This window comes from Streptomyces sp. NPDC053673, assembly GCF_055585225.1.
In genome coordinates this window covers 42,896-69,736 of the sequence record NZ_JBVJKN010000018.1, presented here as the reverse complement: position 1 = coordinate 69,736, position 26,841 = coordinate 42,896, and the positions used below count along the sequence as shown (strand labels likewise).

Below are 26,841 nucleotides of genomic sequence, written 5' to 3'. Positions count from 1 at the left end.
AATGGAGTGACGCAGGGGACGGGCTTCTTCGTCGCACCCGGCCATGTGGTGACCTGCGCCCATGTGGCCGGGGCGGAGCCCGGGACACGGGTTCCGGTCGTCTGGTGCGGCACGGAGTACGAGGGGATCGTGCTGACGGCGTCCGCCGCGGCCAAGGGGCGGGAGCTGTGGCCGTACCCCGATCTGGCCGTCCTCGAGCTGACCGGAGCGCCTGAGAACCATCCCTGCGTCTGGCTGGACAGCAATCCTCCCCAGCAGGGCACGGCACTGACGGCGGTCGGTTTCTCGGATGTGTACGAAGCCGGTGTACCGGCCGAGCGCTCGGCGGCTCTCACCCGCGGGGGCTTCACCACGCTGCAGAACGGCCGGATGCTGGAGCTGGTGAACGGTGAGGTCAACAAGGGCCTCTCCGGCGGACCGGTGCTGAGCCATGGATCCGGCGGGGTGTTCGCGATCGTCAAGGCGACGCGGAAGAAGGACACCGTCATGGGCGGGCTCGGCACCTCGGTCAGCGCGCTGCGGCTGCTGGACGCCGAGGTCTACCGGACCGTCATACGCGCACACGACGCCTTCCACGCCCGCGACCACCGCTGGTCGCGGCTCTCGGACCGTTTGAGCGGGTCCGAGGGGCAGTGCGAGGACGACGAGACTCTGCTCGGCCACGGCGAGAACCGGCGTCTGCTGGCGATTCTGGGGGAACTGCCGCCCACGACGGCCGGTGCCCACAAGTCCGCGTTCGAGATTGCCGCCGCCGAAGGCTCCACCCCACCCGACCGGTACCCGCTGGTGGACCACCGGGATGTCTTCACGGAGCTGGCCGCCCAGATGCCGCCGGAACCCGGCCGGCTCCCCTACGAACTCGCCTTCGCCGCGGATCTCGCGCGGCAGGCCGCGGCAGAGGGCCCGGAGTGCCGGGACACGGCGCAGGGGCTGCGGGACGAGGTGCTGATCACGGCGGGCCGGCTGAGGCTGGGCGAGGCGGCCCGGCGACGGCTGACCGACGGGCCTGCCTCGGATGCGCGACCGTCGATCATCGGCAGGATCCGCCATTCGCTGCGTGACCGGCGGCTCTACCACGTCATGATGTGGCGCTACCGCTCGGCGAAGGACATCGTGCCGGTGGGTCCGGAGTCCGGTGCGCTGCCGCTGAACCAGGCGATCGAGCATCTGGCGGGGCTGCTGCCGGAGCAGATCGAGATCATGGGCGGCCTCGCCCGGCCGGGCCTGGTCGAGCTGATACTCCCGAAGGAGGCCCTCGACGAGGGCTTTCCCGATCTGTCGCTCTGGCCGCAGTTCCCCTTCTACTCGCTCGGCGGCAAGCAGCATGTGGTGCTGCGGCCGCTGGAGCGGCACGAGGCCCCGTCGCTGCACGCCGCCTGGGCCGAGCGGTGGGAGCAGCTGGACGGCAAGGCGGTGGGCGAGACGCTGATCTGTGTGTGCGGGCGCGGCGATCAGCATCAGAGAGCTCTGGCTGCCTCGTTCGACAGCGACCCGACGCTGGCCGCGCTCGCGCTCGCCGGCTCGCCGCGGTCCGCGCCGGTCTCGGACGCGTACCAGGTGGCCGTCGCGTCCGGCGTGCCGATGATGATGTGGCGGCGGGGCAGCGGGCCCTGCGAGCGCCGTGACGGCGGCGCGTGCGGAGTTCCGGGCCGGCAGGCCTGCCCCGGCGGGGCGTTCTACTCCGACGTGTGCGCGGAGCTGGCCGGTGCGCAGCGCGACGAACTGCCCGAGAAGGTACGGCGGTTGCGCATGGAGGCGCAGAAGCCGAGAACGAGCGAGGACCATCTCGGCGAGCACCTCGTACTGCTGTGGGACGACCCACGGCGACAGATCCCCCGACCGCCTTTGGCCCCGGCCGAGGAAGGACGCCCCTGATGAGCGAGTGGCGGATTTACCAGGGCATGAGCGAGCCGCACGACGGCATCGACCGGCTGCCCGCCCCGCCCCCCTGGCGGGACTTCGCGCACGACGGTGACGTCACCCCCTTCGACCGGGACGCCGAGGCCGACGGTGGCCGGCGGCTGCCGCACGCAGACTCCTACCGGGCCGACGAGCACACGATCGAAGCCGTCAACACTGCCCTCTATCTGCGCCGGCCCCTGCTGGTGACCGGCGACCCCGGTGTCGGCAAGTCGACACTGGCGCACGCGGTCGCGCGCGAGCTGAAGCTCGGCGCGGTGCTGCGCTGGCCGGTCAACAGCAAGACGGTCCTGCGGGACGGGCTGTACCGGTACGACTCGCTGGGCCGCCTGGAGGAGGCCGGAGTCGCCCGGGAGCGCGGCAACGACACGGAGTCCACGGCCGGCGCGGACCTCGGGCGGTACGTACGGCTCGGGCCGCTCGGCACGGCACTCGCGCCGTACGCACTGCCCCGGGTCCTGCTCATCGACGAGATCGACAAGAGCGACATCGACCTGCCGAACGATCTCCTCGATGTCTTCGAGGAGGGCGCATTCGAAATCCCGGAACTGTCGCGGGTCGCCGACAAGCAGCCCGAGGCCAGGGTCCGTCCGGCCGACGACGGCAAGCCGGTCACCGTCGTGCACGGCACCGTGCGCTGCCGCACGTTCCCCTTCGTCATTCTGACCAGCAACGGCGAGCGCGAGTTTCCCCCCGCCTTCCTCCGGCGCTGTGTACGGCTCCATCTCCCGGCCGTCGACGACGACGAACGGCTGCGCGCCATCGTGCGGGCGCATCTCCCCACAGCCGTGGACGACGCCGACGAGGTCATCGGCCGGTTCCTGCGCCATGCCGCTTCGGGCGAGCTGGCCACCGACCAGCTCCTCAACGCCGTCTACCTGGTGAGCAGTACGACACGCGACGGCGCGCCGGACCTCGACCGGCTCACGGACCTGGTGTTCCAGCATCTCAATGTGACGGTCCCGGCGGAGTCATGATCGAGCGGCTCGGGTCGCTGCTTGCCGCCCTGGACCCGGCGGGACCGCCGCCGACACCGCGCGAGATCGCGGAACTCCTCTGGCTGGCCAGGGAGTTGCCCGGCGGCATCGAACGGGCCGCAGCGGTGGATCCCCGGCCACAGCCGCGCCCGGCGCCGCCGTCCGCCGGGGACGGGCCGGATCAGGACGAGCCGGCGACCGCCGACGGCGAACGGGCCGCGTCGGAGCCGACGCGGCTGTACCTCCCCCCGTCCGACGAGCCGCCGGCCGGAACGGAGGCGGCGGTCGAGCGGGCCGTCCCCGTCCGTATCGCGGGCCCGGCGACACTGCCGCGCCGCCGCGAACTGGCACGCACCCTGCGCCCGCTCAAACGACGCGTCCCGTCCACGGTCCGCACGGTCCTCGACGAGGACGCCACGGCGGGCCGGATCGCCGACCATCACCACTGGATGCCGGTTCTCGTCCCGGACGCGGACCGCTGGCTCGATGTCTCGGTCGTCCTGGACTCGTACGGCGGGAGTGCCACCTTCTGGGAGCCGCTCGCCCGCGAACTGCGCACCCTGCTCCAGCAGCTCGGCGCCTTCCGCGACGTACGCCTGCACCACCTGCTCGCCCGTGACGACGGCACTCCCGGCCTCGGACCGGGTCCCGGCACGCCGTCGGCGCTGCTCCGCTCGACGGGCTCGGCCGTCGACCCGACCGGCCGCACGGTCACCCTCGTCCTCACGGACGGAGTCGCACCGGCCTGGCGGACCGGAACCCTGCTCGGGCCGCTGCGGGTGTGGGCGCAGAGCGGTCCGACCGCGATCCTGCAGACGATTCCCGAACATGCGTGGGAGCGGACGGCGCTTTCGCCGGAGCCGGGACGCTTCCGCAGCACCGAGGCGGGCGGGCCGAACTCCCGTCTCATGTACAGCGGTTACCGGCTCGGGCCACCGGTTCCGGAGCGGGGCACCGTGGCCGTACCGGTGCTGGGGATCTCCCCGGAGTGGCTGGGGCCCTGGGCGCAGGCGGTCGCGGGACCGGCGGCGTTCGACGCGGCGGCGGTGCTGCTGCCAGGGCCGGCCGCCGCAGCTGCGCCCTCCGTCCCCGAGGGTTATGGACGGAGCGTCGGATTCGAGGACTTCCGTGCCCAGGCTCAGCCGGACGTCTTCCGGCTCGCCGCGTATCTGGCGGCCGCACCGCTGAATCTCGCGGTGATGCGGACGGTGCAGTCCGCGATGCTGCCGCACAGCCCGCCGTCCGACCTGGCGGAGATCGTCTTCAGCGGACTGCTGCGGCGAGTGCCCGGCGGCGGTCCCACCCAGGACGCGCTCGACCGCGCCTACGAGTTCGTTCCGGGCGTACGGGAGCGCCTGCTGAGCACGATCCGCCGGGACGAGGCCGACGAGGTGATCGCCGCGGTCTCCGCGTACGTGGACCGCCACGCACCGACGATCGGCGCACGCTTCACCGCCGCCGTGACGGACCCCGACGGCCCGCTCACCCTCCCGGTGGGCGCGCGCCACTGGGCGGAGGTGCACAACCTGGTGCGCCGGCGGCAGGGCAGGCGGGTGGTGTGGCCGACGCCGCGGGAACGTCCGGAGCCGGAAGCCGCGCCGGAGCCGGTGGCCGAGGTGGTGGAGCCGACCGAGGAGGTGTCCGATGAGGTGTCCGCGCAGCGTTCTCCGGATACGGAACCGGAGGGCCGGCGCTTCCTCATCACCATCGGTGTCTCCCGCTACGAGGACCCGTCACTGCCCGATCTTCTCAGCGTGCAACGTGAGGTCGAGCGGGTGCGCGCGTTGTTCGGGGCGATGGGCTATACGCATGCGCTGCCGGAGCTCTCCCTCGACCCCAGGGCCGTCGACGTGGCGCGTGGCCTCCACGGATGGCTCGCGGGCAACTCCCTCGGACCGGCGGACGTGGTTGTCGTCCACTTCGCCGGCTTCGCCGCAGAAGTGGAGGGACGGACATGTCTTCTGACATCGGACAGCGCACCCGACATCCCGGCATCCGTCCTGCCGTTCGAGAGCGGCTTCGAGGGTCTGCTGCGCGGGCAGGGCGACCTTCTGTTCCTCCTCGACACCTGTCTGCGAGAAGGCGATGTCATCACGGATCGCTTCCGGAGTTTCCTCCCGTACGAAGGGCGAGGCCGGCTGTCGGTGGTCGGTATGACAGGCGGTTACGAATCAGCTGGGGGACGGCCGTTCACCCAGGCGCTCCATCAGGTACTCACCGACCCACGGGCCGGCAGCGGCACGCCCTTCGTCAGGCTGCGCCATGTGATCCAGCAGGTCAACGCGCGCCTCGAAACGACCCGCACTTCCTGGAACGGGCCGCTGTGGTGGACTCTTCCGGACGACGACGGCAAGGACAGGTTCTTCCCCAACCCCGACTATGTGGCCGGTCCGCGGGCGGATCTCGAACTGCGCGCGGACGCAGACTCGTTCACCGGTCGTACGGCGGCCCTGTCCGCCTTGTCGTCGTGGCTGCGCGAACCGTCGCACGACGGCCGGATCCGGGTGGTCACCGGCGCACCCGGATCCGGGAAGTCCGTCCTCCTCGGCCGGATGGTCGCGCTCGCCGACCCCGGCTGCCCCGCCCGGCTGGACGCTCCCGCCGACACCGTCCCTCCTCCCGACCTGCGGCTGGTGGCGCTGCTCGCGAGGTCCGCCACGCTCGAAGACCTCCGGCGCGAGGTCGCTGTGCGTCGGGACACAGGCACACCGCTGACGCTCGTCGTCGACGGACTCGACGAGGCGGCAGGAGGTGAACGCGAAGGGGTACGCATCATCCGGGAGCTGCTCCTGCCGCTCGCGTCGGAGCCCGGCGTCCGTCTCATCGCGGGTACCCGGCCCGAGCTCGTCGCGTCCTTCGGCTCCGCGGACGTCATCGATCTCGACAGCGACGCGTTCCATCTCCTCGATGTCGCCGAGTTCGTCCACGACATGCTCCTCGCCGAGCCCGAATCGGGTGGCCGTTCACGGTTTCACGGCACAGCGGACGACGCCCGTGCGTGGAGCGAGGCCATCGCCGAGCGCTCGGGGCAGTCGCTGTTCCTGGCTCGGCAGTTCGCCCTCGGAGTCATGGACAGGTATCGGGCCGGCACACCCGTGGAGGAGTTCTGGTCGTCGGAGGTCGCGCTCGCGCTCGACGCCTATGTCGCCCGGTTCGCGGACCGTGATTCGAGGGTCCGGCGGCTGCTGCATGCACTGGCCTACGCCGAGGGCGACGGGTTCCCGTCGACGCACGTCTGGGCCGCGGTGGCCACAGCCGTGTCGGGTGGCCTGCTGAGCCTGCCGGAGGACGTCGGGTGGTTCCTCGAGCGCTCCGACGGCCTGGTCCGCGTCTCCCGGCGGGACGGACGACGGTTCCACCGTCTCCGCCATCCCTCCCTGGCCGCACACCTGCGTGCCGGTGACGACGAGCCCAGGGTCCAGGACGCCATCACCTACGCCGTGCTCTCGCTGGTCCGCGACGCGGCGCAGGCCCCTCACGGCCAGGAACGGGACTGGACCCATGCACCTTCGTACACGGTCGAGCATCTCGCCACACATGCCGCCGCATCCGCCGGCGGGGTCGACGCGGTGCTGGACGACCCCGGCTTCGTCGTCGCGGCCGCGCCGGCGCAGCTCGTGCCCGCGCTCGATTCGGCAGTGTCGCCGCTCGGCCGCGCCACGGCGGAGACCTACCGGACCGCGATCGAGAGCCCTCGCTTCGCGGACCCGTCGGTGCGCCGGGACCTGCTCGCGCTCACCGCGCTGGTGCTCGACCACCACACGCTCGCCGAGCGATTCGCACGAGGAGCCCGCTGGCGACCCCATACGTGCATCCGGGACTTCCCCGTCGCATCCGTGTGCGCGGCGGTCTCCGGTGATGCCGGTCCGCTCGTCGTCGCCGTCGGTTCCGACGGCGCTGTGCTGGTGTTCGACCCGGTCAGGGGCGAGCGGCAGCACACGTTGCCGAGCGCCTCTCCGGTGCGGGCCGTGGCATCCCAGACGCTCGGTGGCCGCCTGTTGGTCGTGACGGGTTCCGAGAGCGGCGCGGTGCAGCTGTGGGATGTGCGGGCGCGGAAGCTGCGCACCAACCTCACCCGTCGTGCGGGGCACGTCCAGGCCATCGCCTGCACCACCATCGACGACGGGCCCCACGTCCTCACCGCCAACACCAGTGGGGCAGTGCACGTGTGGGATCTCGTCAAGTTGAGGCTGCGTCACCAGTTCAGCCGGTTCACCCAACTCGCGGACACCGGAACGGCGCATGCCCTCGCGTGCACCGTCATCGACGGGCGACCGCATGCCGTTCTGAGCGACGGGCAGCACACACAGGTCTGGGATCTCACCGATCAGACGCAGCGCGCCACCTTCTCTCACTCCCCCGACGTGACCGCCCTCGCCTGCACCGCCGTCGCCGGCGTCCCGTACGCCGTCGTCGGATCCACGAGCGGCACCATTCAGGTCCTGAATCTCGTCGCAGGGACGCAACACAACCCCGTCCTGGGTCACTTCGGCCCGGTCGTCGCCGTCACCGCCGGACCGGTCGACGGCCGGCCCCATTCCGTCTCCGCCGGCGCCGACGGCACCCTGTGTCTCTGGGATCTGACCCGCATGTCCCCGGAACCGGACGTCATCAGCCTCCCCGCACCGGCCACCTCGCTCGCCCTGACCGGGCCTTACCTCAGCGCCGTCATGGACGGGAAACTGGTCGTCATCGACCTGCGCCCGGCCGCCGGCCGGCCGTGAGGTCACCATCGGCGCTTGAGCCGGGCGAGCCGGTCGGAGGCCGTTACACGCGGCGCTGCTGCACTTAAACTGACCGTTCCTGCGGACGCCTGCGACCAGCCGCAACGCAGCCCCTGAGCGCCGCCGATCCGGCGCAGTGAGGAGCTCCTCTGTGTTCTATTACGTGCTCAAATACGTCATTCTGGGGCCGCTGCTGCGGTTGCTGTTCCGGCCCAGGATCGAGGGACTCGAGCACATTCCCGCGGACGGCGCGGCGATCGTGGCGGGCAATCACCTGTCGTTCTCCGACCACTTCCTGATGCCCGCCATCATCAAGCGGCGGATCACCTTTCTCGCCAAGGCCGAGTACTTCACGGGCCCCGGGCTCAAGGGCCGGCTGACCGCCGCGTTCTTCCGCAGCGCGGGGCAGATCCCGGTGGACCGGTCGGGCAAGGACGCCGGGCAGGCCGCGATCCGCGAGGGGCTCGGGGTGCTGAGGAAGGGCGAGTTGCTGGGGATCTACCCCGAGGGCACGCGCTCGCACGACGGACGGCTGTACAAGGGCAAGGTCGGGGTCGCGGTGATGGCACTCACCGCCGGGGTGCCGGTGGTGCCGTGTGCGATGGTCGGGACGTTCGAGATCCAGCCGCCGGGGCAGGTCGTACCGAAGATCAAGCGGGTGACGATCCGCTTCGGGGAGCCGCTGGACTTCTCGCGCTATGCGGGGATGGAGAACGAGAAGGCGGTGCTGCGCGCGGTGACCGACGAGATCATGTACGAGATCCTCGCGCTGTCGGGGCAGGAGTATGTGGACGAGTACGCCGCGAAGGTGAAGGCGGCTCAGACGGAGCAGCAGCAGTCCAGGAAGTTCCCACGGCTGCGGCGGCGCTGACCGGTCGTCGGAGAAGGGGGCGGCCCGGTCCGGGCCGCCCCCTTCTGCGCTGCTGTCGCCGGCGGACGGGTCAGGGCGTCGGCGTGGCGTGCGGTGCGCACGCCGTGTCGCGGCTGTCGAGGGTGCCGCTCACCAGATACGCCTCGACCTTGCCGTTGATGCAGGGACTGACCAGGCCGGTGATGCCGTGCGAGCCGGCGTTCTTCTCGGTGACCAGGCGCGAGCCCTTCAACCGCTTGTGGAGTTCACGAGCGCCCTGGTAGGGGGTGGCCGCGTCGCGCTCGGCCTGCACCAGAAGCACCGGCGGCAGACCCTTGCCCGTGCGGATCTCCAGCGGCTGCTGACGCTTGGCCGGCCAGGTGGCGCACGGCAGGTTCAGCCAGGCGTTCGACCAGGTGAAGAAGGGGTACGTCGCGTGCAGGCGGGAGTTGTCACGGTCCCAGGTCTCCCAGTCGGTCGGCCAGGGAGCGTCCGCGCACTCGACCGCCGTGTAGACGGCGGTGCCGTTCTCGGCGGCGGCGTTGCCCGCGGTGTCCTCCGGATGCGGGCCCGCGGCATCGACGAGCGGCTTCGGGTCACCGGCCAGGTACGTGCTCCAGGCCCGGGCGACGGGCGCCCACTGGCTGTCGTAGTACGGGGCGCCCTGGAAGTAGTTCACCAGCTCCGCCGGGCCGACGACCCCGCCGATCGGGCTCTTCTTGGCGGTGTCGCGCAGCGTCTGCCACTGCCGGCGGACCTTCTCCTCGGTGTCGCCGATGTGGAAGGAAGCGTCGTTGGCGGCGACCCATTTCATCCAGTCAGTCAGCCGGCGTTCGAAAGCCATGTCCTGGCTGAGGTTGACGTTGTACCAGATCATGTCGGTACGCGGGTTCACGACGCTGTCCATGACCATGCGGCGGACATGGGACGGGAAGAGAGTCGCGTAGACCGCGCCCAGGTAGGTGCCGTAGGAGACACCGAGGAAGTTGAGCTGCCTCTCGCCGAGCGCGGCCCTGATGACGTCCAGGTCGCGAGCGGTGTTGAGAGTGGTCATGTGCGGCAGGAGGTCGCCGCTGCGCTCGGCGCAGCCCTGCGCGTACTCGGCGGCGAGCTTGCGCTGGGCGCGCTTGTCGGCCCCGGAGTCGGGGACCGGGTCGGGTTTGGGCCCCTTGATGAACTCCTGCGGGTCGGCGCAGGAGATGGCCGCCGAGTGGCCGACGCCGCGCGGGTCGAAGCCCACGAAGTCGTAGGCCTTGGCGGTCCTTGCCCAGATGGGGCTGTTGGTGACGGTTCGGCGCGGGAAGCGCAGTCCTGAACTGCCGGGCCCGCCGGGGTTGTAGAGGAGCGCGCCCTGGCGCTCCTCCTGGGTGCCGGTGTTGCCGATGCGGTCGACGGCGATGCGTATCTGCCTGCCGTTCGGGCGCGTGTAGTCGAGCGGGACGCTCACCCAGCCGCACTGGATGGGCTTCTCCAGGCCCCAGTCGGCCGGGCAGTCGGCCCAGGCGATGCCCTGGTGCGCCGCGCGCTCGGCGGCCACCTTCACTCCGTACGCCTCGACGCTCTGCTCGGGCCTGCCGTCGGCGGTCGCTGTCGGTGCGGCGATCGCGCCGGTCATGAGCGTGCCCGCGATCAGAGTGCCGACGGAGCCGAGCGCCGCTGTGCGTTTCACGTGGTGCCTCCCCCTGGTGATGCGCCGCTCCCCACGGCAGCGCGGTCATGGTCTGTTACGGGGGATCCTTACGTCTGTGCGACGCAGGGCGATAGACCGAACTGGTCTTTCTTTGCCGAAGCGATAGCCGGTGCGTGGTGTCACCGGGAGGACGGTGTCAGTCGTCGAGTGCCTCACGCCGGGCCGCGTCGAGCAGGCGGCGAAGCCGCAGTGCGTCCGGGGCGATCGCGGTGACCAGCACGGCCGGGCCGGCGAGCGGGGTGAGGACGCAGGTGTCGCCGAACTGCCGCGGCTTGGCGGGCTTCTCCTCGAAGTCCGGGTCCACCAGCAGGAGTTGACCGACCGCGCGGTGTCCGGCGAGCACCGCTCCCCCGTCCCAGCCATCGGGTGCGCCGGGTCCGTAGGCGAGTTCCTGGTCCAGGAGGGGGCGGCCCGCGCGGCGGACGGTGAGGCGAGTGGTGAGGGTGCCGGTCTCCTCGCCGTGCCGGCCGAGGATCTGTTCCTCGCGCAGCACCAGCCGTGCCGTGGCCGCGAGTTCGACGCGTGTGTGCATACGCAAGTTGCTGCCGCGGGCGGAGATGAGCTGCTCGGGGAGCCAGCGCAGCTCCGCGTCCTCCCGCACGCTCAGGACGATGTCGTACGTGGCCTCTTCCGGGGTGCGGCCGGGCAGGGCGACGGTCGCCGCGGCGGAGTCCACGTGCAGCCGGGCGCCGTCATGGACGTCCGCCTCGACGGCCAGCCGGTCCCCGCCGAGCGGCGCGCTCATCGCGCCGACGACGGTGACGCGGGTGTACGGTCCGGCGGCGCGCGTGCGGCGCAGCGCGAGCGGCCCGGCGCTCTCCAGTACGGGAAGTCCACCGTCGCGGGTGGCGACGATACGGGCGGTGGCTCGGACGCTCATGCGGCGGTCACGCGGCGGCCCAGGCGGTGAGCTGCGCGCGCACCCAGTCGGCGACGGGCCGGACGCCGTCCTCGCCGGTCAGCGAGGTGAAGGCGACGGGGAGTTCACCGCGCTGCTCCTTGGCGTCGCGCGCCATGCGCTGCAGGTCGGAGCCGACGTACGGGGCGAGGTCGGTCTTGTTGACGACGAGGAGGTCGGCGGTGGTGACGCCGGGGCCGCCCTTGCGGGGGATGTCGTCGCCGCCCGCCACGTCGATGACGAAGATCTGTGCGTCCACGAGGCCCCTGGAGAAGGTGGCGGTGAGATTGTCACCGCCGGATTCGACGAGGATCAGATCGAGCGGTCCGACCGATTCCTCCAGGTCTTCGACGGCTTCGAGATTGGCGGAGATGTCGTCGCGGATCGCCGTGTGCGGGCAGGCTCCGGTCTCGACGGCCTGGATGCGCTCGGGCGGAAGCACCGCGTTGCGCAGCAGGAACTCGGCGTCCTCGCGGGTGTAGATGTCGTTGGTGACGACAGCGATGGACAGCTGGTCGCGCAGGGCGCGGCAGAGGGCGGCGACGGTCGCGGTCTTGCCGGAGCCGACGGGGCCGCCGAGGCCGATGCGCAGGGCACGCCGGGTGCCGTCGGGGCGGTTGGCGTCGGCGCTGACGGCCTTGGCGGTGTCGTGGCTGTGGTCGAGGTGCATGGTGCGGCTCCTTCTGGGTCCTACGAGGCGAAAAGGCGTACGGGCCAGGCCGCGTGCAGCTCGGCGGTGATGTCGAGCAGCGGGGCGGAGGCGGCGGGCAGGGCGTCGACGCCCAGTTCGGCCGCCTGCCGGGCCGCGGCCGCGGCGCGCTCGGCGACCCGGTCCATGGCGGGGGCGAGGCGGGCGAGGACGGCGGTGGCCTCGAAGGGGTCCAGGCTCAGCAGGCGTACCGCGGCGGTGGCCGGCCCGCTGACGGTCTCGTACGCGGCGCAGTGCGCGGCGTCCTCGGGTCCGAGGCCGGCGGCGCGCGCCGCGAGCCCGAGCACGACGGGCTGGTGGGCGCCCTTGGGCAATGCCCGGGCGAGCGCATCGAGTTCGGCTGACGGCCAGGTGGCGCGGGCGGCGCGCATCAGCTGCCGGCCGAGTTTGCGGGCCGTGGTGCGCAGGGCGGGTGACGGGGTGCGGGCGTCGGCGGCCGCGTCGAGTTCGAGCGGGTCGAGGCCGAGCGCCGCCGCGGCGGCGAGCGCGGCGGCCGTCAGCCCGGCGGTGTGCAGCCGCCCGCGGCAGAAGCCCGCCAGTCCTGCGGCGTCCCGGATCCGCCCCGCCTTGACGGCCGCCTCGGCCCCACCGGAGTGGGCATGCCCCCCGGCAGGAAATCGCCCATCGGCGAGTACGAGCAACGCGGCCCGCGACGATGCGCCGACCGGTCGCCCGGCGTCCTCCGGCGCCCCTGCCCGTCTCGATTCCGCCGATGCGGGCACGGGGCAGGCCGCGGGCGGCGGCACCACCGGGCGGTCCTGGGCCCCGGCCACCGAGAACGGCCCTGCCTGCCCGGCCCCGGCTCCCCCCGGCCGCCCGGCAGGCACACCCGCCCGACGGAGCCCGTCACCGGCCACCACCGCCGAACCGGACCCGGCACCGACGTGGCCCCGCTGATCTGGGCCGGGGACCGTGCCGCTGTCCGCCGCGGCGGGTGTCGGGGATGAGGCAGCACCGGCCGCGGTGCGACCGGAGCCGCCGGCCGGGCCGTCCACCGGCGCGTGTGTGAAGTCGTTCATCGTCAGAACAGGAAGTACCGCTGCGCCATGGGCAGTTCCTGCGCGGGAGCCGGTTCGACCGCGTCGCCGTCGATCGTCACCATGAACGTGTCGGCGTCGACCTCGACCCGCGGCAGCGCGTCGTTCTCCCGCATGTCCGCCTTGGTGACGCGCCTCGTGCTGCGGATGGGGACGAAGCGCTTGCCCAGGCCCAGGCGTTCGGGCAGCCCGTCCTCGATCGCCGCTTCCGAGACGAAGTTGAACGAGCCCGCCGCCGGGGCCTTCCCGAGCGCGCCGAACATCCGTCGGGGCAGCACGGGCTGTGGTGTGGGGATGGAGGCGTTGGCGTCGCCCATCTGCGCGTACGCGATCTGGCCGCCCTTGATGACGAGCTGCGGTTTGACGCCGAAGAACGCCGGCTCCCACAGCACCAGATCGGCGAGCTTGCCCGGCTCCACCGAGCCGATCTCGTGGTCGAGGCCCTGGGCGACGGCCGGGTTGATCGTGTATTTGGCGACATAGCGACGTGCCCGCAGATTGTCCGCGCGGCCGTCGCCCGGCAGGGCTCCGCGACGCCGCTTCATGACGTGCGCCGTCTGCCATGTCCGCATGATCACCTCGCCGACGCGTCCCATGGCCTGGGAGTCCGAGGAGATGATGGAGATGGCACCGATGTCGTGCAGGACGTCCTCGGCCGCGATCGTGGACGGCCTGATCCGGGACTCGGCGAAGGCCAGGTCCTCGGGCACGGCCGGGTTGAGGTGGTGGCAGACCATCAGCATGTCGAGGTGTTCCTCGATGGTGTTGACGGTGTGCGGCCGGGTCGGATTCGTGGAGCTGGGCAGGACGTACGGCTCCGATACCACGGTGATGATGTCCGGTGCGTGCCCGCCGCCCGCACCCTCGGTGTGGTACGCGTGGATGGTGCGGCCGGCGATCGCGGCGAGCGTGTCCGCGACGAACCCGGCCTCGTTGAGCGTGTCCGTGTGGATGGCGAGCTGCGCGCCGGTCTCCTCGCACACGCCCAGGCAGGCGTCGATGACGGCAGGCGTCGCACCCCAGTCCTCGTGGATCTTGAATCCGAGCGCCCCGCCGCGCAGCTGGGAGTACATCCCTTCCCGGGACATCGTGTTGCCCTTGCCGAGCAGCCCGATGTTGACGGGGAACGACTCCAGCGCCTCGAACATCCGGGCAAGATGCCAGGGACCGGGGGTGATCGTGGTCGCCTTGGTGCCCTCGGCCGGGCCGGTGCCGCCGCCGACGAGCGTGGTGATGCCCGACGCCAGCGCCTGGTCGACGATGGTCGGCGCGATGAAGTGGACGTGGGCATCGATGGCGCCCGCGGTGATGATTCTGCCGTTGCCCGCGATGACTTCGGTCTCGGGGCCGATGACCAGGTCCGGGTGGACACCGTCCATCGTGTCGGGGTTGCCGGCCTTGCCGATACCGGTGATCCGGCCGTCGCGGATGCCGATGTCGGCCTTGACGATGCCCCAGTGGTCGATGATCACCGCGCCGGTGATCACCGTGTCCGGGGCGCCCTCGGCACGGGTCGTACGGGACTGGCCCATCGACTCGCGGATCACCTTACCGCCGCCGAACACGGCCTCGTCGCCCGCGAGTCCGGGCCCGCCCGAGCGGTCCTCCTCGATCTCGACGAGCAGATCGGTGTCGGCGAGCCGGATCCGGTCCCCGGTGGTGGGTCCGAAGAGGTCGGCGTAGACGGCACGTGTCAACTCAGACACCGGTGCCTCCCCTCGCTTCTCCGCCCACTCGGCGCAGAGGTGCGGTTTTCGCTGCCGTCTGCTGCCCGGCGGCCTCGCGTGCGTCGCTCACTTCGAGAGCACCTCCGGTCTCCCCCCGCAGGCCCGCGACGATGCGAAGCCCTCCGAGAGGTACGAGTTCGACGTCGACCGGGATGCCGGGCTCGAAGCGCACGGCGGTGCCGGCCGCGATGTTCAGCCGTCGGCCGCGGGCCGCGGCGCGATCGAAGTCGAGTCCGGGGTTGGCCTCGGCGAAGTGGTAGTGGGAGCCGACCTGGACGGGCCGGTCGGCGGCGTTGAGCACGGTCAGACGTGTGACGTCGCGGCCCTCGTTCAGCTTGACGGGCCCGTCCGCGTACAGGATCTCGCCGGGAATCATCGGTGGCGCTCCCCTTCAGACGATCGGATCGTGGACGGTGACGAGCTTGGTGCCGTCCGGGAACGTCGCCTCGACCTGGACGTCGTGGATCATTTCGGGGATGCCTGCCATGACGTCGTCGCGGGTGAGCACTTTCCGCCCGGAGGCCATGAGTTCGGCGACGGTGTGCCCGTCGCGTGCCCCCTCCAGGATGTGCGTGGTGATGAGGGCGACCGCCTCGGGGTGGTTGAGCTTCACACCGCGGGCTCGGCGCCTCTCCGCGACATCGGCGGCGACATGGATGAGCAGCCGTTCCTGCTCATGCGGGGTCAGTTGCACGCTTCCACCTCACAGTCGTCCTGCCCGGACCGGACCGGGCGCAGCGGGACAGTAGCCGGTGCCAACACTCTGTTGACGAGCCACGGGCGTCCCGCTGCCAAGGTTTGAACGTTAGGGCGGAAGTTTTTCCGGCGCGTTAACTGACCTTTGGTAGTTGCATGGACATCAGTGCACGCAGTCCGTCCTGCAGCACCTCGACGCTGACATCCCCGAAGAGCGCCTGCTGGGCGATGAACCCCTGGGCCGTGGCGATGAGCGTGCGCGCGACATGGTCGGCCGGCACATCGGCGTGCAGGATCCCGTTGTCCCGGTAGGCGTCGACGAGCTTCGCCCAGGCCTGGCGCATGCCGTCGTAGCCGTCGTTCAGGATCGCGGCGAGACGCTCGTTGCGCAGGGTCTCGGTCCAGACCTGCACGATGAGACGGCCGAAGGCCTGCCGGTCGCCGCCGGGCACCCGTCCCTCCAGGAACATCCCGAGGACCCGCCCGAGCAGGATGTCCGGGGTGGGCGGCGGGGTCGTACGGGCCGCCTCTTCGAAGGCCGCCCGGATTCCGGCGAACGCCTCCTCGGCGATGGCGGAGATCAGCTCGTCCTTGCCCCGGAAGTAGCGGTAGACGGCGCCGGCCGAGAGGCCCACCTCGCCGAGGATGTCCTGCATCGACGTGGCGTGGAAGCCATTGCGGGCGAAGCAGCGGGCGGCGCCGTCGAGGATCTGGCGGCGCCGGGCGTCGAGGTGTTCCTGGGATACGCGAGCCATGCGGCAAATGTAAAACGAACATTCATTCTTGACAACTGGACACCTCGCCGAGACAGTGAGGCTCGACAAAAACGAACGATCCTTCTCTTTGGATCGACCCGAATCGAGGGGACACCATGCCCACTGCACCGGCCGCACCCGCCCGCCGCGTGATCGCGGTGATGATCCTGGTCCCGGTCGTCGTCACCCTGGCGCTCTGGGCGTTCGCCTGGCCCGCCGCCCGCATCGCACCGCGCGACCTGCCGGTCGGCGTGGCCGGCCCGGCCACCGCGACGGCACAGCTGGAGCAGCGCTTCGCGCAGCACGAGGGGGCTTTCGACGTGCACCGCTACGCCGACGAGGCAGCGGCCCGGGGCGCGATCGAGGACCGGGTCGTATACGGAGCCATGGTCGTGACACCACAGGGCCTGAAGGTGCTCACGGCGTCCGCCGCGAGCCCGGTGGTCGCCCAGCTCCTCAAGGAGTCCGCAACGGCCGGCGCTCCGTCCGGCACCCAGGTGCGGTCCGAGGATGTCGTCGCGGCTCCTGCCGGCGACCCGAGGGGCAGCGCACTGGCCTCCAGCATCCTGCCGCTCGCGCTGGCGGGAGTGGCGGCCGGGGGCGCCGTCACCGTACTGGGTCTGCGCGGGGCGAGGGCCGCGGCCGCGCTGGTGGGAGCGTCGATCCTGGCGGGCATCGCCGCGACGGCCCTCGCGGACAGCTGGCTCGGCGTGCTCACAGGAGACTGGTGGGCCGAGGCGGGGGTGTTCGCCCTGACCGCACTGGCCATCGGTGGCGCTGTCGCGGGGCTGGCCGCGCTGATCGGAACCGCCGGGATCGGTCTGGGCGCACTGCTGGTCGTCCTCATCGGCAACCCGTTCTCGGGCGTGGCCAGTGCCCCGGAGCTGCTCCCCGAACCGGCAGGGCTGATAGGCCAGTGGCTGCCTCCGGGCGCGAGCGGTTCACTGCTGCGGTCGGTGGCGTACTTCGACGGCAGCGCGGCGGGCGGGCCCGCGCTGACGCTGGCTCTGTGGGCAGTGCTGGGCCTGACCGCGGTGCTGATCGGCGGGCGGTCGAGCAGGCCGGTGAGCGCGACCACCACCCGGTCCGCCCCCTCCGAACCGGCCCCGGTCCGCTGATCCGTCAGGACTCCCGGCTCCCCCGGTCTCACGACCGAGCGCCTCGCGAGCGAGCCTCTTGAGCAACCGCGCGTCCCCGCCGTAGCGGGGGGGCGCGCGGTCCTGTCATGACGGGCGAGGATGTCTCACGCGCCGCGGCCGTCCCGGCCCGGGGCGCGGTGTTCCGCCGCGATGCCGAAGCGGCCGCGTTCGCCCGGAGCGGACGGCGACGACGTGCGCAGCGTCGAGACCGAGGTGATCACGGGGTCCTCGGCCGGCTGCTCAAGGCCCTCCAATCGCTCCAGGTCAGCAGCGGATACCAGAGCCACGAGCGGCTTTCCGTGGCGGGTGACGACCACGCGCTCGCCGCCGTACACGACACGGTTGATCAGCTCGGCGAGCTCTGCGCGGGCTTGCGTCACCGGAATCTCATAGGCCATGCTCCCATTCTATCGGTCTGTACGTCCTGTACATTTTTTGCAGAGCCCCGTGCTCCGGAAGACCGTGCAAGCCATGAGATCCACGAGAGCCGCGCACGAGGAGAGGCACGCCATGAACCGTCCTTCCGCCCGCCACGTCCTGCCCGAGTTCACCGAGCGCACCAGCGCCGGGCTCCGCTCCCTCGATCCGTACTCGAAGCTGCTGGACGAGCGGATCATCTTCCTCGGCACACCCGTCGACGACACCTCGGCCAACGACGTCATCGCCCAGTTCCTGCACCTCGAGTACGCGGCCCCTGACCGGGACATCTCGCTCTACATCAACTCCCCCGGGGGCTCGATCAGCGCCAAGTCCGCGATCTACGACACGATGCAGGTGGTGACCTGCGACGTGGCGACGACCTGCCTCGGCCAGGCCGCCTCCACCGCCGCCGTGTTGCTCGCGGCGGGCACGCCCGGCAAGCGAATGGCCCTGCCCGGCGCCCGGGTCGTCGTCCGGCAGCCCGCCCTGCCCGAGCCGCTCCAGGGTCAGCCGACCGATCTGGACATCCAGGCACAGGAGTTGCTCCGGCTGCGCGAGCAGCTGGCCGCCATGCTCGTCCGGCACACCGGTCAGAGTGCCGAGCGCATCGCCGCCGACCTCGAACGCGACACCGTCTTCGACGCGGCAGCGGCCAGGCAGTACGGCCTCGTGGATCACATCATCAAGAACCGCAAGGCGTCCGCGATTTCCACGGGCGTGAGGTGAGCCGGCCATGCTGCCACCGGAGCTCCCGCCCCTGCCCGCACTGACGCGCGCGGAAAGCGAGTTCATCGACTGCTATCTCGAAGTCGTCGACCAGCTGGGACGGATCAACCCGGCCCACGGCACACACACCTATGGCGCGCTCCGCGCCGCGCAGGCACTGGCCGCACGGGCCACGGCCCTCAGGGACTCACTGGCGCTGATGCACGCGCGCGGCGAGAGCGAGCTGCACTCGCCCACACTGACACGCGCCCTGCGGGTGTTGGACGGGGAGCGGAGGGCCTCGCGAATCACCGTGCCGCCCGGGCCGACGAGTTGACGGCCGGCCACACGGCAGCCCGGAAGGCCGCTCACGCCATGCCGGAGGCGTACGAGTGGGTGTCGCCCATCCGGACCAGTCGCAGCTTCAACATAAGTATCGGGCGAGTTGCGCACAGCGTTGAGCCATCTGATCGAATGCGGCGTTCCGTTGCTGGTACGGCGCTCGTCATGCGGCCACCCGAACTCCGCCAAACGGCCCTGTCCACTCCAATGGATCAGTGGTGAGGAGCCTCACAAATCGTCGTTTCAACTCGGAAATCCGACAGAAAGTGCGTCAAGATCCCTGGGACGACAAGCCCCCGCCACCGCGGCGGGGCGGTCCGGGCGGACGCCGAGTCCTGCCGCCGCACCGGATGCCTGGTCGACATGAGGGCTTCGGCAGGAGTGGAGGACCCGAGCAGTACGGGCCGGCCGCATGGCCGGTCCTCGGGGTGAAGCCGCTAGCGCGGCCGGGCGTTCTTCGCCGGTCCGAACCCGACAGGTCATCCTTCACAGGCGGCTGACGAAGGGTTGCGCATGACTGCGCAGACACATGTCCCGTCCCTGTTGTCCCGGACGGGTGCCGTCTCGGCTCTCACACTCGCCGCCGTCGGCGGCTCACTGATCCTGCCGGGCGGCGTCTCCGAGGCCCAGGCGGCCTCGGCACACGCGACGAAGGCCCTCAAGGTGGCTGCGTCGAAGAAGGGAGCGCCGTACAGGTACGGGGCCACAGGTCCGTACCGGTTCGACTGTTCGGGGCTCATTCTCTACTCGTTCAAGAAGGCCGGTAAGCGCCTGCCGCGCACGGCGCAGCAGCAGTACAACCGCACCCGGCACATCTCCGCTCGCCAACGGCAACGCGGTGACCTGGTCTTCTTCCATGCCGGCGGGTATGTGTACCACGTCGGTATCTACGCGGGCGGCGGCAGGATCTGGCACTCACCGAAGACCGGCTCCGTGGTGAAACTGAGCAAGATCTGGTCCAAGAACGTGCGGTACGGGCGCGTGCGCTGACCCTGTGGGATCGCGTCGCGCGACCGGCTGAATGCGCCGATCGGCTCAGCGGTGGCATGTTCCGCGGGGCGCGGGCTACTCGTCAAGCATGCCTGATGACGAAAGCCTCCGCGCCTCGCGGGACGAGACCGAGACGGAGCGGGCCGACCGCAACTTCGTCGAGCTGCTCCAGGAGCTCCGGGTCATCCAGACCGGCGTTCAGATCCTGTTCGCCTTTCTGCTGACGCTGGCCTTCACGGCCCGCTTCCCTTCGCTCGACTCGTTCCAGCGCGGCACGTACGTGACGACGCTGATGCTGGCCGTGGTCGCGGCGGCGCTGTTCACCGCGCCCGCCGCATTGCACCGCGGCCTGTTCCGCCGAGGTGCCAAACGGGAGATCGTCGACATCTCCTCCCGGCTGGCCGGCATCGGCCTGGCGGTGCTCGCCCTGGCGCTGACCTCGGCGGTACTGCTGGTCGTCGACGTCGTGCACGGCACGCCCGAGGGGGTGACCGCGGCGGCTGCGACGCTGCTCGTCTGCGCGGGGCTGTGGGGCCTGCTTCCCTGGCTCGTGGGCCTGCACATCACCTCGCAGGAGGGCTCGCAGGAAGACCCGTCGTCAGCGCCCGACGCAGGGCGGTGAGAGCCCGCGTAACCGGCCTCCCCCACGGTCCGGGCGGTACGCGGCCGGACCGTGGCCACCGGCCGGGCCACCGCGGCGCCGCCGCCCGGCCGGTTGGCCGCCACCCGGTCAGTTGGGGTTCTGCACGGGGGCGGCGGCAGTCCAGGGCAGCACGATCCAGATGGTCTTGCCGCCCTCCGGGGTGGGGCTGACGGACAGCCGCCCGCCGCACTCCGCGGTGAGCCAGCGGATGATCACCATGCCCCGGCCGTTGTCCTGCTGGACGGCCGCGGGCAGCCGCTGCGGCCATCGGGGGTGACTGTCGGTGACGCCGATGCGCAGCTGCTCGTCGCGCTCCAGCCGGACGTCGACCGTGAAGGTCGGCGACTGTCCGAAGGTGTGCTGCACGGCGTTGGTGGCGAGTTCGGAGACGATGAGCCGGACGGTGTCGGCCACTTCGGCCTCCCCCGGCAGTCCCCACTCGGTGAGGATGTCGAAGACGAATCTCCGCGCGGCGGGGACCGAGGCGGGATTGCTCGGCAGAGTGACGGATGCTTCCTGGTGATCTGCCATGGCGGGCTGTCCCTTTCCCACCGGGGCCGGATTGCGGCACGGAGCGGATGAATGTGCCGGAACAGCCTCGGATTGTGCTTCGCGCCAGACTGCCACTCTTGCCGTCGCCGGTGGTGCCGATCCACCAGGATATGCATATATCTGTCGCTCAAAGCGGTGAACTCTGCGACGCGAGACCGTATTTGGGCCCATACTCGGCGCTGCGATTCGCCGGGGTATCCGGCGGCCGAAGGAGGAGACGGGGATGCGGCACGGTCCCGCGGTGCGCCGGCGCAAGCTCGGGGAGGAGTTGCGCGGGCTGCGGCTCGGCGCGGGCCTCACCAGCCGGGAGGCGGCGCGGCTCGTGGGCTGGCACCAGTCAAAGGTGAGCCGGATAGAGACGGGCACGAGCGGGGCGAAGCCGGCGGACGTGGCCCGGCTGCTCGATGCGTACGGGGTCGTCGACCAGCGGCTGCGTGAACTGCTCGGGACGCTGGCCGGTTCGGCGGACGGCGGAGGTACGGGCTGGTGGCACGCCTATCGGGGGGTGATCCCGCCGCAGTACCGGGACTTCATCAGCCTGGAGTCCCAGGCGAGCACGGCCCGGACGCTGGAGACGTCGGTGGTGCCGGGGCTGCTGCAGACCCCCGACTACGCGCGGGCCGTGACCCGTTCCGCGCTCGAAGGGCTGCCGTCGGCCACCGTGGACTCACTGGTGGAGGTGAGGATCGCCCGTCAGCAAGTGCTCCGTGCGGAGCGGCCGCTGGAGTTCAGCGCGGTGCTGGACGAGGCGGTGCTGCGGCGGCAGGTGGGCGGCCCGCGGGTCATGCGCGGTCAGTTGAGGAGGGTGCTGGACATGGCCCGGCTCCCCCATGTCCGGCTGCAGGTGCTGCCGTTCTCGACCGGTGGCTATGCGGGACTCACCGGACCTTTCGTTATCTTCTCCTTTCCGAGCACTTCTGATCTGGATGTGGTTGTTCTTGACCACTTGACGAGTAGTCTCTATCTGGAGCGGAAAGAAGACCTTGATGTGTACGGCGCCGCGTTCCGCACCATGCAGGCGCATGCGCTCTCGCTCCACGACTCGTTGGATCTCATCGCCGGGATCGGTGACGGCGCGTAGGGAAGGCACCCCCCAATGTCTGCTCACGACGCACGCATACACACCCCGCTGCGCACCCCGTGGCAGCGCAGCAGCCGCAGTGTCGGAATGAACAACTGCGTCGAGACCGCCCGCTGCGCCGACGGCGCGCTGGCCGTGCGGGACTCGAAGAACATCCATCTGCCGGTGCTGCTGTTCTCCCCCGCCGCCTGGACCGGCTTCGTGCGCGGGCTGGGAGAGGACTCGGCCGGCTGACGGACCCACCGGCTCAGACGGCGGGCGCGGTCCCCAGGATGGTGGCGACCGCCGACTCGACCTGCTGAGGCGTGAGATCGGCCCGCGCGGTGAGCCTGATCCGGGAGATGCCGTCCGGCACGGACGGCGGCCGGAAGCAGCCGACGGCCAGTCCCTGGGCCCTGCAGTCCGCCGCCCAGCGCACGGCCGACTCCGGCGACGGCGCCTGTACGGAGACCACGGCCGCGTCCGGCCGCGCGGCGGTCAGTCCGGCGCCCGTCAGCCGGTCGTGCAGCGTCGTGGCGACGGCACGGGCCCGGTCCGCGAGGGCGGGTTCACGGCGCAGCAGCCGCAGGCTCGCCAGGGCCGCGCCCGCCGCGGCCGGAGCGAGGCCGGTGTCGAAGATGAAGGTGCGGGCGGCGTTCACCAGATGGTCGATGACCCGCGCCGGGCCCAGGACGGCACCGCCCTGGCTGCCGAGGGACTTGGACAGGGTGAGGGTGGCCACGACGCCCGTGGCGCCCGCGAGTCCCGCCGCGTCCAGGGCACCCCGGCCACCGTCACCGAGGACTCCGAGGCCGTGCGCGTCATCGACGACCAGTGCCGCGCCGTGCGCCCGGCACACGTCCGCGAACCCGGTCAACGGGGCGGCGTCGCCGTCCACGGAGAAGACCGAGTCGGAGACGACCAGGGCGCGCCTTCCCGGGTGCGCGTCGAGCGTCTTGCGCACGGCGTCCGGGTCGGCGTGCGGCACCACAGCGGTCTCGGCCCGCGAGAGCCGGCAGCCGTCGACGATCGAGGCGTGGTTGCCCGCGTCCGAGACGATCAGGGACCCGTGGTCGCTCAGCGCCGTCAGCGCGGCGAGATTGGCCGCGTACCCGGAGGAGAACACGAGCGCGGCCTCGAACCCGCAGAACTCGGCAAGCTCCCGCTCCAGTTCGGCGTGGAGTTCGGTACTGCCGGTGACCAGCCGGGAGCCGGTGGCGCCCGCGCCCCAGCGCCGGGCCGCCTCGGCCGCCGCCGCGGTGATCTCGGGCCTGCGGGTGAGACCGAGGTAGTCGTTGCTCGCGAGATCGAGCAGGGCGGTGTCGGCGGATCGCGGGCGGAGCGTACGTACGAGCCCGGCGTCCGCGCGGCGCCGCGCCGCGCCGTCGGTCCAGTGGAAGGGATCCTGGGGCAAGGCCTGGGACATGAGGCTCCGGTCCTTTTGTAGGCAGCGCACAGACCCTATCCCTGGACAGGCGAGGTCAGAGTGTGGCCATACACACACCTCATTCGGCGTCTGTTGTCGAGTTCCTCCTTGGCCGGGGAGTGTCCGGTAGGCGAGGATCTGCGCCATGGACCTCCTGAACACGCTGGTGGACAAGGGCCTGCGGCGTGAGCTGCCGACCCGCGAAGAAGCGCTCGCCGTGCTGGCGACCTCCGACGACGATCTGCTCGAAGTGGTAGCCGCGGCCGGAAAGGTACGCCGTCAGTGGTTCGGACGGCGGGTGAAACTGAACTATCTCGTCAACCTGAAGTCCGGTCTGTGCCCGGAAGACTGTTCGTACTGCTCCCAGCGACTCGGCTCCAAGGCGGAGATCCTCAAGTACACCTGGCTGAAGCCGGACGAGGCGTCGCAGGCTGCGGCCGCCGGGGTCGCGGGTGGCGCGAAGCGGGTCTGCCTGGTCGCGAGCGGCCGGGGCCCGACGGACCGGGACGTCGACCGGGTCTCGCAGACCATCGAGGCGATCAAGGAGCAGAACGAGGGCGTCGAGGTGTGCGCCTGCCTCGGGCTGCTCTCCGACGGCCAGGCGGAGCGGCTGCGCGCCGCGGGCGCAGACGCCTACAACCACAACCTCAACACGTCCGAGGAGACGTACGGGGACATCACGACCACGCACACGTACGCGGACCGCGTGGACACCGTCCAGAAGGCGCACGCCGCCGGTCTTTCGGCCTGCTCGGGCCTGATCGCGGGTATGGGCGAGAGCGACGAGGACCTGGTCGATGTGGTGTTCGCGCTGCGCGAGCTGGACCCGGACTCGGTGCCGGTGAACTTCCTGATCCCGTTCGAGGGCACGCCGCTCGCCAAGGAGTGGAACCTGACGCCGCAGCGGGCGCTGCGGATCCTCGCCATGGTGCGGTTCGTCTGCCCGGACGTGGAGGTACGGCTCGCGGGCGGCCGCGAGGTCCATCTGCGCACGCTCCAGCCGCTGGCGCTGCACCTCGCCAACTCGATCTTCCTGGGCGACTATCTGACCAGTGAGGGCCAGGCCGGCAAGGCGGACCTCGAGATGATCGCGGACGCGGGCTTCGAGGTGGAGGGCACGGACACCACGACGCTTCCGGAGCACCGGGCGAACGCGGTGGCGGGCGGCTGCGGCTCGCACGGTGGCGGTGGCTGCGCGCCCTGCGGCGACACGCCGCAGGAGACCACGGAGGCTCCCGCGGAAGTGGCGGTGGCCCGCACGGATCTGGTGGCGGTGCGCCGCCGCGGCGCCGGGACGGACCTCGCGCCCAATGCGTAGCTCCGACGCGCGCGAGCTCGTGGCCCTCGACCGGGCCCATGTCTGGCACCCGTACGGCCCGATGCCGGGCCGTACGGACCCGCTGGTCGTGGAGTCCGCGTCGGGAGTACGGCTCCGGCTCGCCGAACCGGCGCACGGCCGCGGCGAGTTGGTCGACGGCATGTCCTCCTGGTGGTCGGCGATCCACGGCTACAACCACCCGGTGCTGAACGAGGCCGCGCGCGGCCAGCTGGACCGCATGAGCCATGTGATGTTCGGCGGGCTCACCCATGAGCCCGCCGTCCGGCTCGCCACCCGGCTGGTGGACATCACCCCGGAGCCGCTCCGGCATGTCTTCCTCTGCGACTCGGGCTCGGTCTCCGTCGAGGTCGCCGTGAAGATGTGTCTGCAGTACTGGCGCTCGGTGGGACAGCCCGCGAAGCGTCGGCTGCTGACCTGGCGCGGTGGGTACCACGGTGACACCTGGCAGCCGATGGCCGTGTGCGACCCGGACGGCGGGATGCACGAACTGTGGTCGGGCGTGCTGCCCCGGCAGGTCTTCGCGGACGCTCCGCCGTCCGGGTACGACTCGTACGAGGAGACGTACGCGGATCACCTGCGGGAGCAGATCGGGCGGCACGCGCACGAGCTGGCCGCGGTGATCGTGGAGCCGGTCGTGCAGGGCGCCGGGGGGATGCGGTTCCACTCCCCCGGGTACCTGCGGGTGCTGCGGAAAGCCTGCGACGAGCACGGCGTACTGCTGATCTTCGACGAGATCGCGACCGGGTTCGGGCGCACCGGCACGCTGTTCGCCGCCGGGCACGCGGGCGTCTCGCCCGATGTCATGTGCCTCGGCAAGGCGTTGACCGGCGGCTATCTGACGATGGCGGCGACGCTGTGCACGGGCAGGGTGGCGGACGGGATCTCGCAGGGCGAGGTTCCCGTTCTGGCCCACGGGCCCACGTTCATGGGAAACCCGCTGGCGGCGGCGGTCGCGTGCGCGTCGATCGACCTGCTGCTCGGCCAGGACTGGGGCCGGGAGGTCAAGCGTCTGGAGGCGGGCCTGCGCGAGGGGCTCGCCGAGGCGGCGTCCCGGACCGGGGTGCGCGACGTCCGCGTCCTCGGCGGAATCGGCGTCGTCCAGCTCGACCACCCCGTGGACATGGCCGCGGCGACGGAGGCGGCCGTTCGCGAAGGCGTGTGGCTCCGGCCGTTCCGCGATCTGATCTATACGATGCCGCCGTACGTGACCGGCGACGAGGACCTCGCCCGCATCACGCGAGCGGTCTGCGCGGCCGCCGCGGCGGGGTGACGGGCTGACGGGGGGCGGCGCCCCCGACCCCGGTACCGCCTGCGGCGGCGCGGCTCCGAATCCGGCCGGCACCGTCCGGTGAGCCGGGGTGTCCGTCCTCGAACGCCGGACGGGCTCGGAACGAGCCCCGCTGGGGGTCCCCCATGCCCCGGGGCGCAGGGGGAGTTCGAGGCGCGGGCGTTCGGGGGCAGCGCCCCCCGATTCCCCCCGGGCGCAGGACATCACGAACTCAACCGCAAGGAGCAGCAGCGCATGGGCGTCATCGTCGTCAGCGGAACCGGGACCGAGATCGGCAAGACCGTGGTCACCGCGGCCCTCGCCGCCGTCGCCGCGGCGCAGGGCCGGACGGTGGCGGTGCTGAAGCCCGCGCAGACCGGGCTCGCGACCGGTGAGGCCGGTGATGCCGAGGAAGCCGCCCGGCTCGCGGGCTCCGGGGTGACCGGCATCGAACTCGCCCGGTTCCCCGAACCGTTGGCACCGGCGACGTCGGCGCGACGGGCGGGCATGACCCCCGTGGGCCCGCGACAAGTCGCCGAGGCCGCCGAGAAGCTCGCCACGGAGCACGATCTCGTGCTCGTCGAGGGCGCCGGCGGTCTGCTCGTCCGGTTCGACGAACAGGGCGGCACGCTCGCCGAGGCAGCCCGGCTGCTGCGCGCCCCCGTGCTGGTCGTGGCCCCCGCCGGGCTCGGCACGCTGAACGCGACCGCGCTCACCACCGAGGCCCTTCGCGCACGCTCGCTGGAGCCGCTGGGGGTCGTGGTGGGCAGCTGGCCCGCCGTGCCTGATCTCGCGGCGCGCTGCAATCTGGCGGATCTGCCGGAGTCGGCGGGCACGGAACTGCTCGGCGTCGTACCCGAGGGCTCGGGCTCGCTGTCGCCGTCGGCGTTCCGCGCGGCGGCGCCGAACTGGCTGGCGCCCGCGCTCGGCGGTGTGTGGGACGCGGCCGCCTTCGGCGCGACCGTACGCTGATCA

At 71.5% G+C, this 26,841-nt stretch carries 24 protein-coding genes, 1 pseudogene and 1 riboswitch; of the genes and pseudogenes, 14 read left to right on the top strand and 11 right to left on the bottom strand.

Annotation, left to right across the window (positions count from 1 at the left end; translation table 11 throughout):
- Positions 1 to 6: 6 nt before the first annotated feature.
- The 4 genes from ACZ6ZQ_RS24395 (at position 7) to ACZ6ZQ_RS24380 (ending at position 8,492) form a co-directional block, all read left to right on the top strand.
- Positions 7 to 1,875 carry a VMAP-C domain-containing protein gene (locus ACZ6ZQ_RS24395; protein ID WP_469770623.1) on the top strand — a complete coding sequence of 623 codons (1,869 nt, stop codon included), beginning with the start codon at positions 7 to 9 and terminating at the stop codon, positions 1,873 to 1,875.
- Positions 1,875 to 2,897: an AAA family ATPase gene (locus tag ACZ6ZQ_RS24390; RefSeq protein ID WP_469770622.1), complete on the top strand. Its 1,023-nt coding sequence runs from the start codon at positions 1,875 to 1,877 to the stop codon at positions 2,895 to 2,897. Before ACZ6ZQ_RS24395 ends, ACZ6ZQ_RS24390 begins: the two co-directional genes overlap by 1 nt.
- Positions 2,894 to 7,621 carry an SAV_2336 N-terminal domain-related protein gene (locus tag ACZ6ZQ_RS24385; RefSeq protein ID WP_469770621.1) on the top strand — a complete coding sequence of 1,576 codons (4,728 nt, stop codon included), beginning with the start codon at positions 2,894 to 2,896 and terminating at the stop codon, positions 7,619 to 7,621. The genes ACZ6ZQ_RS24390 and ACZ6ZQ_RS24385 overlap by 4 nt, the downstream gene beginning before the upstream one ends.
- Before the next feature lie 151 nt (positions 7,622 to 7,772).
- Positions 7,773 to 8,492, top strand: coding sequence for a lysophospholipid acyltransferase family protein (locus tag ACZ6ZQ_RS24380; RefSeq protein WP_469770620.1), 720 nt, complete (start codon positions 7,773 to 7,775; stop codon positions 8,490 to 8,492).
- A gap of 70 nt (positions 8,493 to 8,562) precedes the next feature.
- On the opposite strand, the gene ACZ6ZQ_RS24375 is transcribed toward ACZ6ZQ_RS24380, so the two are convergent.
- From ACZ6ZQ_RS24375 to ACZ6ZQ_RS24340, 8 genes and pseudogenes are all read right to left on the bottom strand, one after another.
- The gene (locus ACZ6ZQ_RS24375; RefSeq protein WP_469770619.1) at positions 8,563 to 10,140 is read right to left on the bottom strand and encodes an alpha/beta hydrolase; all 1,578 of its coding nucleotides are present in this window, start codon (positions 10,138 to 10,140) and stop codon (positions 8,563 to 8,565) included.
- Between the two features lie 157 nt (positions 10,141 to 10,297).
- Complete coding sequence (locus ACZ6ZQ_RS24370; RefSeq protein WP_469770618.1) at positions 10,298 to 11,041, bottom strand: urease accessory protein UreD; 744 nt, start codon at positions 11,039 to 11,041, stop codon at positions 10,298 to 10,300.
- Positions 11,042 to 11,048: 7 nt separating this feature from the next.
- Positions 11,049 to 11,729, bottom strand: a complete 681-nt coding sequence (gene ureG / locus ACZ6ZQ_RS24365) for an urease accessory protein UreG (RefSeq protein WP_469770617.1) — start codon at positions 11,727 to 11,729, stop codon at positions 11,049 to 11,051.
- A gap of 20 nt (positions 11,730 to 11,749) precedes the next feature.
- The gene (locus ACZ6ZQ_RS24360; RefSeq protein WP_469770694.1) at positions 11,750 to 12,409 is read right to left on the bottom strand and encodes an urease accessory protein UreF; all 660 of its coding nucleotides are present in this window, start codon (positions 12,407 to 12,409) and stop codon (positions 11,750 to 11,752) included.
- A gap of 380 nt (positions 12,410 to 12,789) precedes the next feature.
- Positions 12,790 to 14,511 (bottom strand): urease subunit alpha, encoded by a 1,722-nt coding sequence (locus ACZ6ZQ_RS24355; RefSeq protein ID WP_469770616.1) that lies wholly within the window; start codon positions 14,509 to 14,511, stop codon positions 12,790 to 12,792.
- Between the two features lie 91 nt (positions 14,512 to 14,602).
- Positions 14,603 to 14,908: pseudogene (locus ACZ6ZQ_RS24350) on the bottom strand (urease subunit beta); the annotation flags it as partial.
- Positions 14,909 to 14,923: 15 nt separating this feature from the next.
- Complete coding sequence (locus tag ACZ6ZQ_RS24345; protein WP_469770615.1) at positions 14,924 to 15,226, bottom strand: urease subunit gamma; 303 nt, start codon at positions 15,224 to 15,226, stop codon at positions 14,924 to 14,926.
- Positions 15,227 to 15,362: 136 nt separating this feature from the next.
- On the bottom strand, positions 15,363 to 15,983 hold the full coding sequence (locus ACZ6ZQ_RS24340) for a TetR/AcrR family transcriptional regulator (RefSeq protein WP_469770614.1): 621 nt from the start codon (positions 15,981 to 15,983) through the stop codon (positions 15,363 to 15,365).
- Positions 15,984 to 16,099: 116 nt separating this feature from the next.
- Between ACZ6ZQ_RS24340 and ACZ6ZQ_RS24335 the strand changes: the two genes are divergently transcribed.
- The gene (locus tag ACZ6ZQ_RS24335) at positions 16,100 to 17,101 is read left to right on the top strand and encodes an ABC transporter permease (protein WP_469770613.1); all 1,002 of its coding nucleotides are present in this window, start codon (positions 16,100 to 16,102) and stop codon (positions 17,099 to 17,101) included.
- 125 nt (positions 17,102 to 17,226) lie between these two features.
- Here the strand turns inward: ACZ6ZQ_RS24335 and ACZ6ZQ_RS24330 are convergent, their stop codons facing one another.
- Entirely contained in the window at positions 17,227 to 17,520 is a 294-nt protein-coding gene (locus ACZ6ZQ_RS24330) for a type II toxin-antitoxin system Phd/YefM family antitoxin (protein WP_469770612.1), read from the bottom strand.
- Between the two features lie 112 nt (positions 17,521 to 17,632).
- Here ACZ6ZQ_RS24330 and ACZ6ZQ_RS24325 point away from each other — a divergent pair, with 112 nt between their 5' ends.
- From ACZ6ZQ_RS24325 to ACZ6ZQ_RS24310, 4 genes are all read left to right on the top strand, one after another.
- Positions 17,633 to 18,268: an ATP-dependent Clp protease proteolytic subunit gene (locus ACZ6ZQ_RS24325; protein WP_469770611.1), complete on the top strand. Its 636-nt coding sequence runs from the start codon at positions 17,633 to 17,635 to the stop codon at positions 18,266 to 18,268.
- 7 nt (positions 18,269 to 18,275) lie between these two features.
- Positions 18,276 to 18,584 (top strand): hypothetical protein, encoded by a 309-nt coding sequence (locus ACZ6ZQ_RS24320; protein WP_469770610.1) that lies wholly within the window; start codon positions 18,276 to 18,278, stop codon positions 18,582 to 18,584.
- Between the two features lie 363 nt (positions 18,585 to 18,947).
- A riboswitch (cyclic di-AMP (ydaO/yuaA leader) is annotated at positions 18,948 to 19,099 on the top strand.
- 3 nt (positions 19,100 to 19,102) lie between these two features.
- Entirely contained in the window at positions 19,103 to 19,579 is a 477-nt protein-coding gene (locus ACZ6ZQ_RS24315) for a C40 family peptidase (RefSeq protein ID WP_469770609.1), read from the top strand.
- A gap of 88 nt (positions 19,580 to 19,667) precedes the next feature.
- The gene (locus ACZ6ZQ_RS24310; protein ID WP_469770608.1) at positions 19,668 to 20,201 is read left to right on the top strand and encodes a DUF6328 family protein; all 534 of its coding nucleotides are present in this window, start codon (positions 19,668 to 19,670) and stop codon (positions 20,199 to 20,201) included.
- Between the two features lie 108 nt (positions 20,202 to 20,309).
- On the opposite strand, the gene ACZ6ZQ_RS24305 is transcribed toward ACZ6ZQ_RS24310, so the two are convergent.
- Positions 20,310 to 20,753: an ATP-binding protein gene (locus ACZ6ZQ_RS24305; protein WP_469770607.1), complete on the bottom strand. Its 444-nt coding sequence runs from the start codon at positions 20,751 to 20,753 to the stop codon at positions 20,310 to 20,312.
- A 244-nt stretch (positions 20,754 to 20,997) separates the two neighbouring features.
- Here ACZ6ZQ_RS24305 and ACZ6ZQ_RS24300 point away from each other — a divergent pair, with 244 nt between their 5' ends.
- Together ACZ6ZQ_RS24300 and ACZ6ZQ_RS24295 are read left to right on the top strand one after the other, a co-directional pair.
- Positions 20,998 to 21,855, top strand: coding sequence for a helix-turn-helix domain-containing protein (locus ACZ6ZQ_RS24300; protein WP_469770606.1), 858 nt, complete (start codon positions 20,998 to 21,000; stop codon positions 21,853 to 21,855).
- A gap of 15 nt (positions 21,856 to 21,870) precedes the next feature.
- Complete coding sequence (locus ACZ6ZQ_RS24295) at positions 21,871 to 22,089, top strand: DUF397 domain-containing protein (RefSeq protein ID WP_469770605.1); 219 nt, start codon at positions 21,871 to 21,873, stop codon at positions 22,087 to 22,089.
- A 13-nt stretch (positions 22,090 to 22,102) separates the two neighbouring features.
- Here ACZ6ZQ_RS24295 and ACZ6ZQ_RS24290 read toward each other — a convergent pair whose 3' ends face one another.
- Positions 22,103 to 23,260: an 8-amino-7-oxononanoate synthase gene (locus ACZ6ZQ_RS24290; protein WP_469770604.1), complete on the bottom strand. Its 1,158-nt coding sequence runs from the start codon at positions 23,258 to 23,260 to the stop codon at positions 22,103 to 22,105.
- Between the two features lie 145 nt (positions 23,261 to 23,405).
- Here ACZ6ZQ_RS24290 and bioB point away from each other — a divergent pair, with 145 nt between their 5' ends.
- The 3 genes from bioB (at position 23,406) to bioD (ending at position 26,838) form a co-directional block, all read left to right on the top strand.
- Positions 23,406 to 24,578, top strand: a complete 1,173-nt coding sequence (gene bioB / locus ACZ6ZQ_RS24285; protein WP_469770603.1) for a biotin synthase BioB — start codon at positions 23,406 to 23,408, stop codon at positions 24,576 to 24,578.
- Positions 24,571 to 25,869, top strand: a complete 1,299-nt coding sequence (locus ACZ6ZQ_RS24280) for an adenosylmethionine--8-amino-7-oxononanoate transaminase (protein WP_469770602.1) — start codon at positions 24,571 to 24,573, stop codon at positions 25,867 to 25,869. The genes bioB and ACZ6ZQ_RS24280 overlap by 8 nt, the downstream gene beginning before the upstream one ends.
- A gap of 252 nt (positions 25,870 to 26,121) precedes the next feature.
- Positions 26,122 to 26,838, top strand: coding sequence for a dethiobiotin synthase (bioD, locus tag ACZ6ZQ_RS24275; protein WP_469770601.1), 717 nt, complete (start codon positions 26,122 to 26,124; stop codon positions 26,836 to 26,838).
- Positions 26,839 to 26,841: the final 3 nt, after the last annotated feature.